The organism is Carboxylicivirga linearis (genome assembly GCF_018271995.1).
Taxonomy (GTDB): domain Bacteria; phylum Bacteroidota; class Bacteroidia; order Bacteroidales; family Marinilabiliaceae; genus Carboxylicivirga; species Carboxylicivirga linearis.
On sequence record NZ_JAGUCO010000001.1, the window covers coordinates 15,823 to 33,222 of the forward strand.

A 17,400-nucleotide genomic window follows, 5' to 3' on the forward strand; every position below is an offset into this window, starting at 1 on the left:
ATTATTTTTCGAATAATTTATTGAAATCGTCTCTTGAGATTTCTTTTTCTTCCACCTTCACCGACTCTTTAATCAAGTCCATTACCTTATCATTGATGGCACCTTCAGCCATCTGACGACGTTGGTCTTCCTTCTGAATCATCTCTTTAGCGTAGTTCTCAAGATGCTCATCAGGAACATTGTTCAAACCGTACTGCATAAATTGGATGCGAGCCGATTTTTTAGCGTATTCAACAACGTCAGCTTCTTCCACTTTAAGGTCGCTGGCTTTAATTAATGAGTTACGAATCAACTGCCATTTCAAATCTTCAAGGAAACGTGGCATTTCATTTTCCAAAGTCTCCTCGTTCATTTGCTCATTCTCACGGTTGGTAGCAAGTAACCATCTTTTTAAGAATGCCTCAGGGAAATCAACATCTACTTTACCCATCAATTTGTCTTTAGCATCTACTGTGAAACGGTACTCAGTTTCCATGGCTAACATATTGGCAAAGTCGCTTTTTACTCTTTCCTTGAATTCTTCTTCTGTCTTTACTTCACCCTCACCAAAAGCTTTGTCAAACAAATCCTGGTTCATTTCAGGTTGCTTGAATTCTGTAACTTCAGTAATAGTGAATTGGAAATCGCTCTTTAAATCTGCAGCAACTTCTTTTTCAACACCTAACATGTAAGTGATTTCTGATTCGTTAGGGAAAGCTTTTGTAGGATTGAAAGTGATAACATCACCTGCTTTAGCACCTAACAATTTTGCTTTTTCAGCATCATCTTTAATAACATTCAATGAGATAACAGCATCTTCTTTAGTAATACCTTCTTCTACTACCTCACCTTTGTCATTTAATTCGGCAAAATTTCCTTTTACCATTGATTTTTCAGTCACTTCATCAACCTTTTCAGTGGTTCCGAAACGACCAGTGATTGAGTCTACCTGAGTGGCAAGCATCTCGTCGGTGATTTCAATCTTATATAAAGGTAATTTTTCACGCTTAGTTAACTTCACTTCTACCTCTGGTGCCAAAGCAACATCGAAAGCAAATTCAAAGCTTTCTGCAGTATCAAAGTCAATTACTTCTTGTGATTCAGAAGGAAGGGGCTCGCCTAACAAATCTAACTTGTTTTCAACAATGTATCCGTGAATGCTTTCTGAAACTAACTTATTAACTTCATCAGCTAACACTGCTTTACCATACATTTTTTTAACCACTCCGGCAGGTACTTTACCCGGACGGAAACCAGGCATATTTACGCGCTTACGATAATCTTTCAAGACATCGTCCACCTTTTTTGCATAGTCATCCTTCTCAACAGTTAGTTTAATAACTGCGTTTAATGCATCAATGTTTTCCTTTGAAATGTTCATCTGCTTTGATTTAAAGTGAACTCACCTCTTCTATAAAAGCGAATTTGTATCCGAGGGAAAGAAATATTTATAATTACAATTTGTACTAATAAAAAAAAAGACCGCCTCACTATCGATGTTACTCGATTTATGAGGCGGTTTTCTGTGCGGATGAAGGGACTCGAACCCCCACGCCTCTCGGCACTAGATCCTAAGTCTAGCGCGGCTACCAATTACGCCACATCCGCATTTCCGTGTTTCGCGGTGCAAAGATAATAGCTTTTTTTTTACCGCAAAATATTTTTTTGAAAAAAATTACTGGGCGAAATCCCGGCGCTTTAATTCGAAGTCATCTCCCAGGTATAAACGCTTCACATCTTCATCCAAAGCCAACTCTTCAGCGGTACCTGCCTTTAATATCTTTCCTTCAAATAATAAATAGGCTCTGTCACAGATGGCTAGGGTTTCGTGTACGTTGTGGTCGGTTATTAAAATACCGATGTTTTTATACTTCAGTTTGGCCACAATTTCCTGAATATCTCGCACAGCAATAGGATCTACTCCCGCAAAAGGTTCATCCAGCAAAATAAATTTAGGATTAATAGCTAAGGCGCGGGCGATCTCTGTTCTTCGTCGTTCGCCTCCGGATAATTGAATACCTAAACTCTTTCTGATATGTGTAAGACTAAACTCTTCCAGCAATTCTTCAACTCTTTGCTTTTGGTATTCCTTGCTGAATTTAGTCATCTCCAAAACAGACTTGATGTTGTCCTCAACACTAAGTTGACGAAAAACACTGGCTTCCTGAGCTAAATAGCCAATACCTTTTTGGGCACGACGATATACCGGATCTTCTGTGATTTCTTCGTCATTTAAAAATATTTTACCGCTATTGGGTGTTATCAAGCCCACCGTCATGTAAAACGTAGTTGTTTTTCCAGCTCCATTGGGCCCCAATAAACCAACAATTTCACCTTGTTCTACGCCAACCGAAACACCTTTTACAACGGTTCGGCTTTTATATTTTTTAATTAGAGTGTCTGTATGTAGTCTTAATTTCTCTTCCATGTTGCGTTAAATTTTTGCTAATTGCTTTTCCCTTTTAGCCTCTATTCGTTTAGCAATTACTATTCCAGATTCATATAATATAATTAAAGGAATACAAACGAGCAATTGGCTAATTACATCAGGTGGTGTAATTATGGCGGCCAGCATAAGCGCTAAAACAATTGAATGCTTTCTGTACTTTCTTAAAAAATCAGAACTTACCAATCCTACTTTTGCAAGAAAATATATAAAAATAGGTAGTTCAAATATGACTCCTCCAGCCAAAACAATTGAAGTGATAGTTCCTATGTAAGATCCCAAATTTACTATGTTTTCTACTTTATCACTAACCTGGTATGTTCCGAGAAAATGAACAGAAAGAGGACATATAATATAGTAGGCAAACAAAATACCCACCGAAAACAGAGTAGATGCAAAAAAGATAGCTCCCCGCGAGTGTTTAACTTCTTTGGTATAAAGTGCAGGCTTTATAAATCTCCAAAATTCCCAGAAGACATATGGAAATGCCACTACAATACCCGCCACAAAAGAGACCCATATGTGGGTGGTAAACTGCCCTGACATTTTAATATTCTGAAAACTTAAAGGATCCTGATTAATGCAAAGCAAGGGCATGTCCAGTACTCCTGCGAGTTTGCACAATAGCTTGTTGGTGAGAAAATCCGGATCGGAAGGTGCTAATATTACAGTGTCAAAAACGAAGTTTTTAAAAACAAAAGCAAGAACTGCAAAAACGAATATACCAGCAAAAGCTCTTACCAGATGCCATCGAAGCACTTCCAAGTGATCGAGAAATGTCATTTCGCCGGATGAATTATTAGCCATGGTTAATTTACAATCTAATTAAATGATCAAATGCTGACAAAACTACGTAATTGAATTGTTAAAAATATTTAAACAATATAGTCAAGTTTACTATTATTATGCGCTTTGCGAAGATAATACACCCTTTCTGTTTTGCAAACTTCTTGTTATTGAGAAAGATTATGCATAACTTCAATCTAAAAGAATTTTATTTGGTTCAGAATTAGCAGTTTAAAATTGCTCAAAAGAACCAATACTATTTTAAAAGACTTTGACAAAATGTGTTTTTAAATGTAGATGGCGGCAATTGATTTTATGACTCTTGATAAAATTTAAAAAATATTTTAAGATAGATTAAGATTTGAGCCGAGGAAAAAATACGGTTTTTACATCATTAAAAGTTATTTTTGTTATAGTCTTGAATTGAGGAAAACATTTCGGCTGGCATATTACAACCACCGGAAAGAAATTTAAAATTGTTATGGCAAAGCAGGTTGATCTAGGTGCTCATTTAAAAAGGCATTTTGGGTTTGATACCTTTAAAGGTAATCAGGAGGACGTCATTAACAATGTATTAAAGGGAAATGATACATTTGTTTTGATGCCAACCGGAGGAGGTAAGTCATTGTGCTACCAACTACCGGCGCTCATTTTGCCCGGTACAGCAATCATCATATCACCATTGATAGCGTTGATGAAAAACCAGGTTGATGCAATGAGAAACTTTAGCGAAGACAATGGCATCGCTCACTTTTTGAATTCTTCACTTACAAAAACCGCAATAAATCAGGTTAAGGAAGATATTCTCGATGGTAAAACCAAGTTGCTATATGTTGCTCCGGAATCTTTAACCAAAGAAGAGAATATTGAGTTTCTTAAGCAGGTTGATATTTCGTTTTATGCAGTTGATGAAGCGCATTGTATATCGGAATGGGGGCACGATTTTCGTCCTGAATACAGGCGCATTCGACCCATCATTAGCGAAATAGGAGAATCTCCTCTTATGGCTTTGACGGCAACAGCCACCCCTAAGGTGCAACACGATATTCAGAAAAATCTGGGTATGCTAGATGCGATGGTTTTTAAATCGTCGTTTAATAGGCCTAATTTGTTTTATGAGGTTCGCCCCAAGGTTCATCCTTCAAAAGAGATTATTAAAATCCTAAAGAACAATGTTGGTAAGTCTGGTATCATCTACTGTTTGAGTCGTAAAAAAGTAGAAGAGTTAGCCGAAACATTAGTTGTTAATGGTATAAAGGCATTGCCTTATCATGCCGGCATGGATGCTTCTACCAGGGCAAAAAATCAGGATGCCTTTCTGATGGAAGAAACAGACGTTATTGTTGCTACCATAGCGTTTGGTATGGGTATTGATAAACCGGATGTGCGAATTGTAATGCACTATGATATACCTAAAAGTCTGGAAGGATATTATCAGGAGACAGGGCGTGCAGGTCGAGATGGAGGTGAAGGAAGATGTATAGCTTTTTACAGTTACAAAGATATTCAGAAGCTCGAGAAATTCATGCAGGGTAAGCCACTTGCTGAGCAAGAAATAGGTAAACAATTATTGCTTGAGACAGTTTCGTATGCCGAATCTTCAATTTGCCGTCGTAAAACACTGCTTCATTATTTTGGAGAAAAATACACTGAAGAGAATTGTGAAACCTGTGATAATTGTGTGAATCCGAAGGAGGAATTTGAAGCCAAGGATAGTGTAGTAAAGGTGCTTAAAACAATTATCGAATTCAAAGAAAGATTCAAATCAGACCATATTATTAATATACTGATTGGTAATAATAACACTGCCATTAAATCATACAAACATAACGAACATCCTTTGTTTGGATCGGGTGATGAGTTTGATGATAAGCACTGGAACGCAGTTATTCGTCAGTCGCTTGTGCGGGGTTTTATTATAAAAGATATTGAAACATACGGACTTTTGCATATAAGCAAAAAAGGACATGAATTTCTGAAGAAGCCAGAGTCTATCATGATGACTAAAGATCATGATTTTGACACCATAGAGGAAGATACTCATACAGGAGGAACTGCCGCTGTGGATAATAATTTGTTCTCTATGTTGAAGGATTTAAGGAAGAATTTATCAAAGAAGCTTAACCTTCCTCCTTTTGTTATTTTCCAAGATCCTTCGTTGGAAGCCATGTCAACCTATTATCCAATTACCATTGAAGAATTGCAAAATATTCCGGGTGTTGGAACAGGTAAAGCTAATCGCTTTGGTAAAGATTTTGTGAAATTGATTGCTTCTCATGTTGAGGAGAATGAGATTGACCGACCAATGGATATGGTTGTTAAATCGGTGGCCAATAAATCCAAGATGAAGATTAGTATCATTCAAAGTATCGATCGACAAATGCCTCTTGATGAAATTGCTTCATCGAAAGGTATGGAGATGGATGATTTGGTGAAAGAGTTAGAATCAATTGTATACTCCGGGACTCGTGTTAACATCGATTACTATATTGATCAGGTGATGGATGAAGATATACGAGATGACATATTTTATTATTTTAAAGAAGAGGCTGAAACTGACGAAATTGGTGCAGCATTAGATGAATTAGGTGAAGATTCTTATTCAGAAGAAGACATTCGCCTGGTGAGAATTAAATTTATTTCTGAAGTAGGAAATTAATATATTTGAAAAAAATAATCTTGTCAGTGTGATTGAATTTACTTTCAATTATGCTGACAATTTGAAATCAATCGCAATCGCTTACTGTGATTGTCTTCTGACCCGATTTGCATGTATGATTATGTAAATCTCCTATGAACTTAAGCAATAATTTAGAAACATTAACACTCTGTTTCTAACAAATTGTTATTAAAAAAGGCAATATTTATTTAAATTTGCAATTCATTCATAACTTAAATCGTGTACCAATTATGAAAGACGATATGCTTATCAAGCAAACACCCAGCAAGAAGGATAGGAAGGACATGATTCAATACATCAACCTTCAGTTGGCGTCATTGGGGCAACCTTTGTTTTACGACGAATCGGATGCGAAAACAAAATTCTCCAATGCAAAGTTTCTATCCCTTACCGAGGGGCTTATCAACAGTTTTAGAGAAAAATCACGTTTATTATCAGATCACCTTTCCCCTGTTGATACACGCATTCAGAATTTTCTTGACTCTTATTTGGAAGATGTGGAGTTTGATAAATCATTCAAACTGCCAAATAAAACATTTGTCTTAAATCAAAAAGGGTTGGCTCGTGAAGTTAGTTTGCCACCTAATAAAGACAAGTTTGAAAGTGAATTGGTGAAATCATACCGCGTTAAGCAAGGTATTCTTAATAACCCACTTCACGACAAACGTACCACCAAAGGAACGTTCCATATAGTTGGAGGATCATTACCTGTACCTTTGGATAAGAAAGAAGTACCAAAAATTACATTTGCTCACTTGCTGCATTCAGCTATGAATCCTTCAGATGAGTATAATGTTTTGCCTTTTACAGCTGCACAGGAAGATAAGGCCAAAATAATGGTTTCGTTATTAATGCGTCCGGTTGTATGTCCTGAAGTAAAAGGAGTAATCAGCGAAAAAAGCATGGAAGTGCGTTTCTTTGCTCCAGGTAGTTTGGTGAGTAATCTTGATTTTGTTGAAAATATTTTTGGCAATGCAGGTGATCACAATCTGGCAGAGAACGACTCAGCATTAGATGTGGAGCATTGGACTGGTACAACAGGTTGTATTATTCTTGCGCCTCAATTAACAAAGCTGAAGAAAAAAGATGTTGGTCTTCCACATTACGACGACGCTACCGAAAGACAGCGTAAAGATGGTATGTGTTGGAAGGATGCAGATGAATTATATAACGAAGGAGGAGCTTTTAAAATAACTTGTCGCGATGAGAGAGGCGTTGTTGTAACTCTTATTGCTGATAACTATTACGGATACTCTAAAAAAGAAATCAAAACACAAATTAGTTATTCAGCTAATATTTATGGTTTGGTTGAAGAAGAGCATGCTGGTGGTGCAATAGCTTTCCCTCGTGGAATTATGGGGGAAAATGTTTTTGGTGAAGTGTTTTCATCAAAACTAGATAAGCCATATACTTTTGAAGATACAAAAACATTATTAGGAGATCGCATTGAGGTAAACACCGAAATGAATTATGCGGTTGATAAAAAGTACGCTGATATCATTTATATTCCAGAGAATGCAAATATTGACATTAACACCAATAAGGTAAGCTGGGAATATAAAGGTAAAGAGCAATTTTTGAAACTGTCTCCTGAGAAGCACTATATTCATCCATCAGGAAATAAATTCCAATTGGCTAAGCACCCTGCTCAACCATTATGGAGAATTGTTAATACAGCTCCTGAAGGAATGTTCTGTCATAAGCCTTGTACGGTTTCTGGTGGTGGTAAGTCAGAGATTTCTAAGTCGATGCAGAATGCCATTAAATATGGTACTTTCAATATTGTTGATTTAGAGGAAGACTTTAAATTGGCCGATATGATTATCGATCGCGACTATTCAACCCGTTGGAAGAATATTCGTCCTGATGCAGATGATTCACGTCCATTCTTAAGTCCTCAGAGAACATTGGGATCTGCCGTTAAATTATTAACTCCATCAGATCAATATAACGATGAGTATAATTTATGGTTGAATAATATTCCGGATCATATTCGTTCATTAGTTCTTTATATTAAAAGACTATATCGTAATGATAAGGAGAAAGGTAATTGGAAAGATTACATGTCGGTTGAATTTATCAACGGCCGTAAAGGAACTACCTTATTGTACAAACATAATAATGTATTAGCGAGCTATGTACGTATTGGTTTCGATCAGGAAGGACACTGGTTATTGCATAAACTAAGATCTGACTTTATTCCAAGTCATAAAATACAGATGGAGGATGATATTTCAGCATCTATTACTTTGCCATCAAATAAATTAAAAGATCTTAACGTTGAGTACACAAACAAGAGTTTGAAAATGGTAGCCAACTGTGAGGCGCACTTATTCCAGCGTCCGGATGAGGCTATCATCAGAGGTTACGATGTTGAAGCTGAGGCTGACATTGTTCAGAAGAATACATTCCTTACAAATTATGAGCCTTTAACGCTTCAGGATGCCAAAGATTTAATTGATGATGCAATTAGCTTTGAGCAGTATACCGAGCCGGTAAAAGAATTGATCAAAGGAATTGTTGAAGCCAATAAAGATGGTTATTTCGTGGTTCCATCACATCCACGTTTGGTTGAAGGTGAACCTACAAAGAATCCACGTTACTTGCAGCGTAATATTTATACCAACGAAACGATGGATAGCTATATGGCTGAAATAGGTATTCGTATGCATCGTAAGATTAAAAGCGAAGATCCTGTTATTAATCCTGTAAATGCTGTTCTTCCGGGTAGAAGAAACAATCCGGCAGATCACAAAGCTGGAATTCGTCCGTTGGCTGTTTATAATCCAATTCATTACCAAGAACTTCCTGAGTTGTTTATGGATTTTATCTGTAGCTTAACAGGTAAATCGCCATCAACCACAGGTGCAGGTACTGAAGGGGCATTAACAAAAGGTCCTTTTAATATGTTGGTTCCAACATCAGACCTTAATAATGCATTGTTATCATACATTCTTACCGAATATCAGGGATTCAGTTCTGCTGCCGGTTATGTAGGTGGTGAAAACAGATTCGATCATGATATTAGTATTTTGGTTCCTGAAATATGGGCTCGCTTAGTGCCTGAGGACAGAGATCCTAAAACGCTGATTGAAAACGACTGTTTAGAGAAGCTTGAAGACTTTGAATATGAAGGTCAAAAAGTATTGGCAAGCCGTTTGGGATACCGTATCACTAAAAACTTTGCTTTCCGATGCATGAACCGTTTGTTTGATGAGCCTTTAGCTGTCTTTAATGAAAAAATGCTTAAGCCTGAATTACAAGGTATGGAAGATTTTGTTGACGGTATTAACAATATTGTTGAGGCGCAACAGAAAGTGGCATTGGCTTACTTTGAGGATGGTAGTGTAGACGGAGCAGTTCCTCCATTGAAAATTCTTCTTCACATTATGGCTTATGGTCAATATGAAGGAAAAGATATCAGTGATCCTGAATTAAGAAAGTACTTTGAGCGTGATTACGTTGTTAACAGCGATTGGTACAAAGCTCGCTTAAAACATAAGCAAGAGAAAGATGTGAAATTCCACAAAGATCAGATTGATTATTTGGAATCTTTCAAAGCCAATGAAGACAATGCTGAAATAATTGCTGAAATGGATATCGAAGGGCGTATTAAAAGAGCTAATCAGTTACTAGCTCACGCTTCGTCAGATGCTTACCTTGCTGAATTGGAAGGAACCATTGGAGCTGATATTTTGTACACGAAATAAAATACACTGTTGAATAATGCAGAGGCTACTCTTTTTTGAGTGGCCTTTGTTTTTTTATAAAGGTAGAATTATGGTAACAGTAGTTCCTTTGCCAAGAGTCGAATCAAATAATATCTGACCTTTATGCTCTTCAATAATTTTCTGTGAAATAGATAATCCAAGTCCTGTTCCTTCACCAGAAGGTTTGGTGGTGAAAAATGGTTCTGTTAGTTTGCTCAGGTCCTCAGGTTTTATTCCCTCCCCATTATCTGTAAAGATTAACTCAGCTTTGTTATCCTTTAGTTTTGTTTGTATATTGATTTTACCTTCATTATGCATAGCCTGAATGGCATTGGTAAGTATATTTATAATTACCTGATGTAACTGGCCTTCATTTCCCGAAACGATTATATCATCACGTTGAAAATGTTTTTCAATATCAACTTTGTATTTAATTTTATTACCCAGAATGGTTAGACAATTATCAATTATTTGGTGGATGTTTACAGCATCAGTTTTTTCTTGCTTTTGTCTGCTGAATTGGTTTAAACTGGCTACGATATCAGCTGATCTGTTTACTCCTTCATTAATGGAATCTAATAAGGATTTCACATCCTCAGGAATGGTGTTGTAATGTTTTTCGAAATAGGCTTCTATGCCTAAAGCTCCTCCCTGTATATATTGTAGTGGGCTATTTACCTCGTGTGCAATGCCAGCAGCAAGAACACCTAAGGTTGCCATTTTCTCTGATTTTAGCAATTTGTCATGGGCTTCGTTCAATTCGTTCAAAGCTATCTTTAATTCTTCTTTCTGATAATGCAAATTACCGTTTATCCTAGTAAGTTCATCATTGGCCCTATATAATGCAGCAGTTCTGTCTTGCACTAAATCTTCCAGTCTATTTCTGTACTCGTCTAGTTGAAGCTGTGTTTTTTTCTTCTCATCTATGTTCCGAACGATAGATAGTATTTTTTCTTCACCTAGAATAACAGCTGTTTTCATTGATACTTCTATCCAGAAAATATCACCATTCTTTTTCCTTGCCAAACATTCAAATACAACACTTTCATATTTCTTTGATTGTTGAAATGCTTTGCTGGCTTCTTTAAAAAAGTTTTCGTCATCTGTGCCACTGAGCTTTTCCCATGTTATATCTTTTATTTCATCTTTCGTATATCCATACATGGATAACATTGCATCGTTAACATCTTCAATTTGGCCATTATGGTCAAGTTTAAAAATAGCATCACTCGATGAATTAAAAATTTCCCGATAACTCTGTTCGCTAAAAGCCAATTCTTTATTTTTTTGCTCCAAATCACCCACTAAAAATGTGAAAGCTTTATTGAATTGACTTAAAATAATTAGTATTGACACCGAAACAAAGGCTAAAATGATAAGGGCCATTAGCCATGTTTGAATATGCTTATACCTATTTAAATCATGTTCTTCTAGTTTGAGATAACCTCCAATGTGTAAAGTACCCAATATAACAATAATTAAAATGGTACTTGCAAATACAATTATTGTCTTTCTAATGTTAAAAGCAAGAATTGAAAAGAAGGGGACCATTATGATTAAAGGCATATATTCGGAATAGATGCCTAACCAAGCCACGTGAAGGCTAACAGCTGCAATTAATGCAAAGATTAAAATAGAGGATTTTATCTTTAGATTTATTCTCTTGCGAAAAATAGCAACACTAAAAACAATTGCTAAAACAATTGAGTTGGCAATATAATTTAGCTGGTTAAAATAATTAGGCACATTGCTAAAGCTAATAGCAAAAGCAATAGCATACATAATTGTGCCTACTTCTAAAGATATGTTGACTATCCGATCCTTCAGTGAATCAATTCCCCTATTTGATACACGCTCCCCCATATGGCATAAATCCAATTAGTAACAAAAAGTAATGTTGTCCTATTAGGATGAATTAACTTAAAATACTTTTTCCCCTTACAATTAAGTACTCTTCCAAATATGGATGCAAAGGTAACTTAAATTTTTAATAAAGGCATTTAATAACTATTTCTAATTCAATTGTTAAAAAGTATTTTATCACCCCCGTTAAACTTTTTAACCTTACCTGGGAGGTATTGTTCAAATAGTTCAATGGCATTTTGACCAGTGCAATGGTTTAAGCCCCAAGTGTCAATATTAAAGTCATTAAGCTCTTCTATAACATTTAAAACCTGGTTGTTTGATTTACCATTTAGATGTAATCCACCACCTATAAAGTTGTAACGTTTAATGCCTAGTAGCAGATTTGTCTTTTTTAAAATGGGAACTATTCCATTATGAGCGCAACCACTTAAAAGTGCTGTTTTGTTATTTTCTTGCATTACAATTACCACCTCATCTTCGAAAGGGTCTGGAATATATTCATCTTCTTTTTTGTATACCAAGCGATCATTTAATACCTGATTACTACCTTGACCATTTAAATCTGTAATAATCCAAAAGCCTGGAAATAACTCGGTTGACCTTTCAATAAAAAGAATTCTATCTTCAAATTTCTTCCATTCTTCTCTCCACGGAATACCATTTGATTTTATCATTTTAGATGATCGCGAAAAGCGTTCTCTTAAGCCATTGGGGTGTAAAATAATCTTGGCTTTCTTGTTTATATCTATAAACGCAGGTATTCCTCCGGTATGATCGTAATGACCATGACTAAGAATTACAAAATCAATCTCATTTAAGTCAATTTTTAGAGTTTTGGCATTGTTGATGAACTTATCTGACTGGCCTACATCAAACAATACTTTTTGGTTGCCCATTTCAATATAGGTAGACAAACCATGTTCGCATTTAATTTGATTATTAATGCTATTATTTTCTATGATATTTATTATTTTCACTTTCTTGCGTTGACTTTTTAATGAATTCTAAGACCTAATTTATGAAGAAAATTATTGTATCTGCTATTTTACTGTGTTTTATTAGCTTTTCTAATGCCCAAAACTCATTGCTATGGAAAGTTACCGGAAGTAACCTTGAACATGCTTCTTATTTGTATGGAACAATCCATGTTATTTGTCCTGATGATTTCTTTTTACCTAAACAAACGCAGTCGATATTTGAAGAATGTGATCAGTTAGTGTTGGAGATGGATATATCTGATCCTGCTGTGTTGCAAACCGTGCAGAAGGGAATGGTAAATCCTCAAATGAAAAACATTAAAAGCGATCTTACAGCAGAAGATCAAAAATTATTAAATGATGTGTTAACCCAAACTTTGGGTGTTGGTATCGATCAGTTGGGGATTATGAAACCCTGGGCGCTGTCTACTATGTTAAGTGTCAAACTTGGATTAGATTGTGATCAGCCATCGCAATATGAGACGGAATTTATAAAATTGGCCAAAGAGGCAGATATGCAAATTTCAAGTTTGGAGACAGCTACAGAGCAGATTGCAATTTTTGAAAACATTCCTTACGAAAAGCAATTGCAATTATTGATAGATGGCATTAAGAATCAGGAAGAGGATAAGAAGCTATTAATGAAAATGGTAGATACTTATAAAAATCAGGATATTAATGCGTTATATAATTTCATTTTGCAGGAAGAAGAAATGAAGGAGTTTAGTGAGTTTTTGCTCGACAACAGGAATGTAAAATGGATTCCTATTCTTAATGAGGCCATGGCAGAAAAACCAAGTTTTATTGCCTTCGGAGCTGGTCATTTGGCTGGTGATAAGGGAGTAATAGAGCTGTTGAAAGCAGAAGGATATACAGTTGAGCCTGTAAAATAAAAGAGAGAGGTGTATTTACCTCCCTCTTTTCTTAAGTAATTACAGAGCTATGTTAAGGCTCAACATAGTGTTGTTAATCTTCCGAAGCTGTTACCTCAATATGGCTCAACAGCTTCATGTCATTTATATTAGTATAATCGTATTGATAAAATCCATCGTTACCTATCGTTAGAAGAACGTCACCCAATGGTATTACATCAACCGCATGTATATCATTAAATTGCTTCAGTTGATTAGATAGACCCATCTGTTCAGGTTCTGTAGCATCAAAAACCCGAAGCCCTTCATCTCCATCGCAAATAAATAAGAAGTCTCTATCCACACCCAATCCATGTGGATTAGTTAATGCCAGTGAGTTTCTTAGTTGGGGTGATTCAATATTTTGAATATTAATTACATCTAACTGGTTGGTATTTCCTCCACAAAAATTGTTTGAGCGAAGAGTTACAAAGGCGTAGTCGTCATTTACCACAACCGGATCGCAGGCTGTAATATGGCTGTAACCCGAAATGTATTGGGGCTCAGCCGGATTGTTCAGGCTAAAGATTTGCATGCCACTTTGCCCGCCAATAAACAGAAGATCATCTTTTATGAACAGTGTTTCAGCTGTATTATTTGGGTAAAATCCATTTTGAGCCAATGGTAATTCGGGCGTAGTTATATCATAAATAGCAATGTACCAACCTTGGTTAATTGTATATAAAAAATTATTGTATAACATAAATCTGGCCGTAGAACCGGCTATTCCCGCTGTATTAGTGCTTTGTGCTGTTACTCCTCTACTTGCTGAGTTTATAAGAGCATAATCTGCCGAATAAACCACATCGTAATAAATTGGGTAATCATCCTCTACAACTTCTTCTTTCACCTCTTTTACATTCCAATCCAATACCACCCCTTTGGAGTAATCTATATTTCCTATGCGATAATTATTTTGAGTTTCCGGCACCGTATAGTTAAATACATTCTTTATCCGATGTTTCTCTTTGGGCTGATCGATAGAGCTTATATTAATGGCCACTAAGTCAATATAACTATCTGCATATAAGAGGTCTCCCTTTATCGCAATATCTACATTTCCGGGTATTTTTATAAAAGTTTTGTATGCCGGGGTTTCGGGATTAGTGTTGTCATACACATGTACACCTTTCATTAACTCATTTATGAAAAGGTAATTGTCTTTAAAATAAATCTTACCAGGTAGCACCAGAGGTTGTTCATCTGTTTCTTGTATGCTTGATCTGAGATCATCATATGATAGGTAAACCGGTTCATTCACCCAGTATTCTTCGTATGTTTTATCCTGACAGCCACTTATTAGCAGCACGAGAAGAATGATGTTTAGGTAGAAATTATTCTTTTTCATAGCTAGGTTTTTATTTCAGTCAACTATTTAGATGGGATTTTAACTCAAAGGTTGCTTTTCTAATCAAAATCCGTCTACTCTGTTTATCTTTACCACTTCAAATGCAATAGAAAAATGAGTTCACAAAACCAATTTGTAGATATAATATTGCCCGTTCCGCTTCCCCGGTTGTTTACTTATAGTATACCAGAAGATATGGTATCTATGGTGGAAGTGGGAAAGCGTGTAGTTGTATCGTTTGGAAAAAAGAAATCATACTCCGGAATTGTATTTAAACTGCATAATAATAAGCCCAAAGAGTACGAAACCAAACCCATACTAAGTGTTTTGGATTCGGCTCCCATTGTAAATAATGAGCAACTTCGGTTTTGGCAATGGCTGGCCGACTATTATCAATGTACATTGGGTGAAGTTTATAAAGCAGCACTTCCTTCAGGGTTAAAAATGGAAAGCGAAACCAATGTTATTTACAATGCTGAGTTTGTTGCTGACCATCCTTTATCGCCCAATGAAGATAAGATTCTGGATATTGTATCAGCGAAAAAAGTATGTACCATTAACGAATTGAATCAGTTGAGTGGTTTAAAAAATTGCTTGCCTGTTTTAAAGCGTCTATTGGAATACAACGCTTTATTCGTCAACGAAAAATTAAAAGAGGGATTTAAGGCCAAAACAGAAAAAGTACTTTCATTGTGTGATGAATACAAGAATGATGAAAGCATGCATGCCGCATTCGATAATTTGTCGCGTGCTCCAAAACAGCTTGAATTATTAATGGCTTTTCTAAGCATGTGTGGTGGGGTGAATAAAGCCAATGAAGGTGTTTTTGTATCCAGGCAAGATCTGCTGAAAAAGAACAATGCTTCATCATCAACTTTAAAGGAGCTGATTACTAAGAATATAGTATGTGAATCGGAGCGAAATATTGATCGCCTAGATTTAACCGAGAAGGAAAAGCATGAGGCTCATCCTTTAAATGAAGCACAACAAGATGCTCATCAGCAAATTCAAAATGCATTTGCTACAAAAGATGTTTGTCTGTTGCATGGAGTTACTTCAGGTGGTAAAACCGAAATATATATTCATTTAATTGAAGAGCAATTGAAAAAAGGTAAGCAGGTATTATATCTACTTCCTGAGATTGCACTTACTACACAAATTACAACCAGGTTAAAAAAACACTTTGGCAATTTGCTGGGCATATACCATAGTAAATTTGCAGATGCTGAACGGGTGGAGGTGTGGAATAATCTTCTGGAACAAAAAACCTATAAGGTAATTTTAGGTGTTCGTTCTTCCATCTTTTTACCTTTTCAGAATCTGGGATTGATAGTTGTGGATGAAGAACATGAAAATACTTATAAACAGTTCGATCCGGCTCCACGTTATCATGCGCGAGATGCGGCCATTGTATTGGCAAATATTTTTGGAGCCAAAACTCTTTTGGGAACGGCTACCCCTTCCATCGAGTCCTATTTTAATGCCCAACAAGGCAAATATGCTCTGATAGAATTAACTCAACGTTTTGAGGGGATTCAGATGCCGGAGATTATTGCGGTTGATACGCGCGAAGCTCGACGAAAGAAAAAGATGAATTCGCATTTTTCACCTGTGCTTTTACAGCATATGGATGAAGCTCTTGCTAATGGTGAACAGGTAATTTTATTTCAAAACCGAAGAGGATTTAGCCCTTTTATAGAATGTGGTCAGTGTGCCTGGGTTGCAAAGTGTGTTAATTGCGACGTAAGTATGACTTACCATAAGCACTTTAATCAGCTGGTTTGTCACTATTGTAATCACACCGAGAAGTTACCCGATGTTTGTCCCGCATGCCATAGCCCTGCTATTGAAACGCGTGGTTTTGGAACGGAGAAAATTCAGGAAGAAATGTCCATTTTGTATCCTGATTACAAAGTAGCCCGGATGGATTTGGATACTACCCGAAGCAAATCCGCTTACGACAAAATAATTAGCAAATTTGAAGAAGGAAAAGTGCAGATTTTGATTGGAACACAAATGATTTCAAAGGGACTTGATTTTGAAAATGTGCGTGTGGTGGGAATTCTTAATGCTGATAATATGCTTAATTATCCTGACTTCAGAGCTTTTGAAAGAAGTTTTCAGCTAATGACGCAGGTAAGTGGTCGTGCTGGTCGTAAACACAAGCGTGGATTAGTGATATTGCAAACTTCTAATCCGCAGCACCCTGTTATTATGGATGTTATCAATCATAATTTTGCCAACCATTACCAAGGTCAAATTGAAGAGCGTCGTGCTTTCAAGTATCCTCCCTTTCACAGATTGATATACATTACAATAAAGCACAAGGACCAACAGATTACCAATCAGGCTGCCTATTTTATTGCAAAACAATTAACCACCGTATTGGGGAATCGTGTATTAGGGCCACAAGCACCTGTCATCAACCGTATTCAAAATCAGTTTATAAAAAAAGTGCTGATAAAAGTTGAGAAAAAAGCATCGCCAGTAAAGGTAAAGCAATTAATTCAAGAGGTTATCTTCTCGCTCCAATCCCAGCAGGCTTATCGATATGTTACTTTTCAGATAGATGTTGATCCGGCATAAAAATAAAAAAGGATGATAACCGTTGCTATCATCCTTTTCATTATTAACCTAACCCAAATCTATGAAAAAAAATCTGATAGGTATATTGCAAGTGCTGTGCCAAAAACGAAG

The 17,400-nt window shown here is 36.3% G+C and carries 10 protein-coding genes and 1 tRNA gene; 4 read left to right on the forward strand and 7 right to left on the reverse strand.

Features of this window, described 5'->3' with window-relative positions:
- Position 1 precedes the first annotated feature (1 nt).
- The 4 genes from tig to tatC all read right to left on the reverse strand — a co-directional run bounded on the left by tig (position 2) and on the right by tatC (position 3,232).
- The gene (gene tig, locus KEM10_RS00050) at positions 2-1,360 is read right to left on the reverse strand and encodes a trigger factor (protein ID WP_212211879.1); all 1,359 of its coding nucleotides are present in this window, start codon (positions 1,358-1,360) and stop codon (positions 2-4) included.
- A gap of 145 nt (positions 1,361-1,505) precedes the next feature.
- Positions 1,506-1,587 (reverse strand) — tRNA-Leu (locus tag KEM10_RS00055).
- 67 nt (positions 1,588-1,654) lie between these two features.
- Positions 1,655-2,407 carry an LPS export ABC transporter ATP-binding protein gene (lptB, locus tag KEM10_RS00060; RefSeq protein ID WP_212211880.1) on the reverse strand — a complete coding sequence of 251 codons (753 nt, stop codon included), beginning with the start codon at positions 2,405-2,407 and terminating at the stop codon, positions 1,655-1,657.
- A 6-nt stretch (positions 2,408-2,413) separates the two neighbouring features.
- A complete protein-coding gene (gene tatC, locus KEM10_RS00065) occupies positions 2,414-3,232 on the reverse strand; it encodes a twin-arginine translocase subunit TatC (RefSeq protein WP_212211883.1) in 819 nt (272 codons plus the stop codon).
- A 460-nt stretch (positions 3,233-3,692) separates the two neighbouring features.
- Between tatC and recQ the strand changes: the two genes are divergently transcribed.
- Complete coding sequence (recQ, locus tag KEM10_RS00070) at positions 3,693-5,870, forward strand: DNA helicase RecQ (RefSeq protein WP_212211886.1); 2,178 nt, start codon at positions 3,693-3,695, stop codon at positions 5,868-5,870.
- Between the two features lie 251 nt (positions 5,871-6,121).
- On the forward strand, positions 6,122-9,601 hold the full coding sequence (locus KEM10_RS00075) for a hypothetical protein (RefSeq protein WP_212211888.1): 3,480 nt from the start codon (positions 6,122-6,124) through the stop codon (positions 9,599-9,601).
- A gap of 54 nt (positions 9,602-9,655) precedes the next feature.
- Here the strand turns inward: KEM10_RS00075 and KEM10_RS00080 are convergent, their stop codons facing one another.
- Together KEM10_RS00080 and KEM10_RS00085 are read right to left on the reverse strand one after the other, a co-directional pair.
- Complete coding sequence (locus KEM10_RS00080; protein WP_212211891.1) at positions 9,656-11,464, reverse strand: sensor histidine kinase; 1,809 nt, start codon at positions 11,462-11,464, stop codon at positions 9,656-9,658.
- 155 nt (positions 11,465-11,619) lie between these two features.
- A complete protein-coding gene (locus tag KEM10_RS00085) occupies positions 11,620-12,444 on the reverse strand; it encodes an MBL fold metallo-hydrolase (RefSeq protein ID WP_212211894.1) in 825 nt (274 codons plus the stop codon).
- A 41-nt stretch (positions 12,445-12,485) separates the two neighbouring features.
- On the opposite strand from KEM10_RS00085, the gene KEM10_RS00090 reads away from it, so the two are divergent.
- The gene (locus KEM10_RS00090; protein WP_212211897.1) at positions 12,486-13,337 is read left to right on the forward strand and encodes a TraB/GumN family protein; all 852 of its coding nucleotides are present in this window, start codon (positions 12,486-12,488) and stop codon (positions 13,335-13,337) included.
- A gap of 73 nt (positions 13,338-13,410) precedes the next feature.
- Here the strand turns inward: KEM10_RS00090 and KEM10_RS00095 are convergent, their stop codons facing one another.
- Positions 13,411-14,703 carry an LVIVD repeat-containing protein gene (locus KEM10_RS00095; RefSeq protein ID WP_212211900.1) on the reverse strand — a complete coding sequence of 431 codons (1,293 nt, stop codon included), beginning with the start codon at positions 14,701-14,703 and terminating at the stop codon, positions 13,411-13,413.
- Positions 14,704-14,817: 114 nt separating this feature from the next.
- Here KEM10_RS00095 and priA point away from each other — a divergent pair, with 114 nt between their 5' ends.
- Positions 14,818-17,289, forward strand: coding sequence for a replication restart helicase PriA (gene priA / locus KEM10_RS00100; protein ID WP_212211903.1), 2,472 nt, complete (start codon positions 14,818-14,820; stop codon positions 17,287-17,289).
- Positions 17,290-17,400: the final 111 nt, after the last annotated feature.

Coding starts and splice junctions, on each gene's coding strand:
- tig (WP_212211879.1), bottom strand. CDS start 1,360: ATGAACATTTCAAAGGAAAACATTGATGCATTAAACGCAGTTATTAAA.
- lptB (WP_212211880.1), bottom strand. CDS start 2,407: ATGGAAGAGAAATTAAGACTACATACAGACACTCTAATTAAAAAATAT.
- tatC (WP_212211883.1), bottom strand. CDS start 3,232: ATGGCTAATAATTCATCCGGCGAAATGACATTTCTCGATCACTTGGAA.
- recQ (WP_212211886.1), top strand. CDS start 3,693: ATGGCAAAGCAGGTTGATCTAGGTGCTCATTTAAAAAGGCATTTTGGG.
- KEM10_RS00075 (WP_212211888.1), top strand. CDS start 6,122: ATGAAAGACGATATGCTTATCAAGCAAACACCCAGCAAGAAGGATAGG.
- KEM10_RS00080 (WP_212211891.1), bottom strand. CDS start 11,464: ATGGGGGAGCGTGTATCAAATAGGGGAATTGATTCACTGAAGGATCGG.
- KEM10_RS00090 (WP_212211897.1), top strand. CDS start 12,486: ATGAAGAAAATTATTGTATCTGCTATTTTACTGTGTTTTATTAGCTTT.
- KEM10_RS00095 (WP_212211900.1), bottom strand. CDS start 14,703: ATGAAAAAGAATAATTTCTACCTAAACATCATTCTTCTCGTGCTGCTA.
- priA (WP_212211903.1), top strand. CDS start 14,818: ATGAGTTCACAAAACCAATTTGTAGATATAATATTGCCCGTTCCGCTT.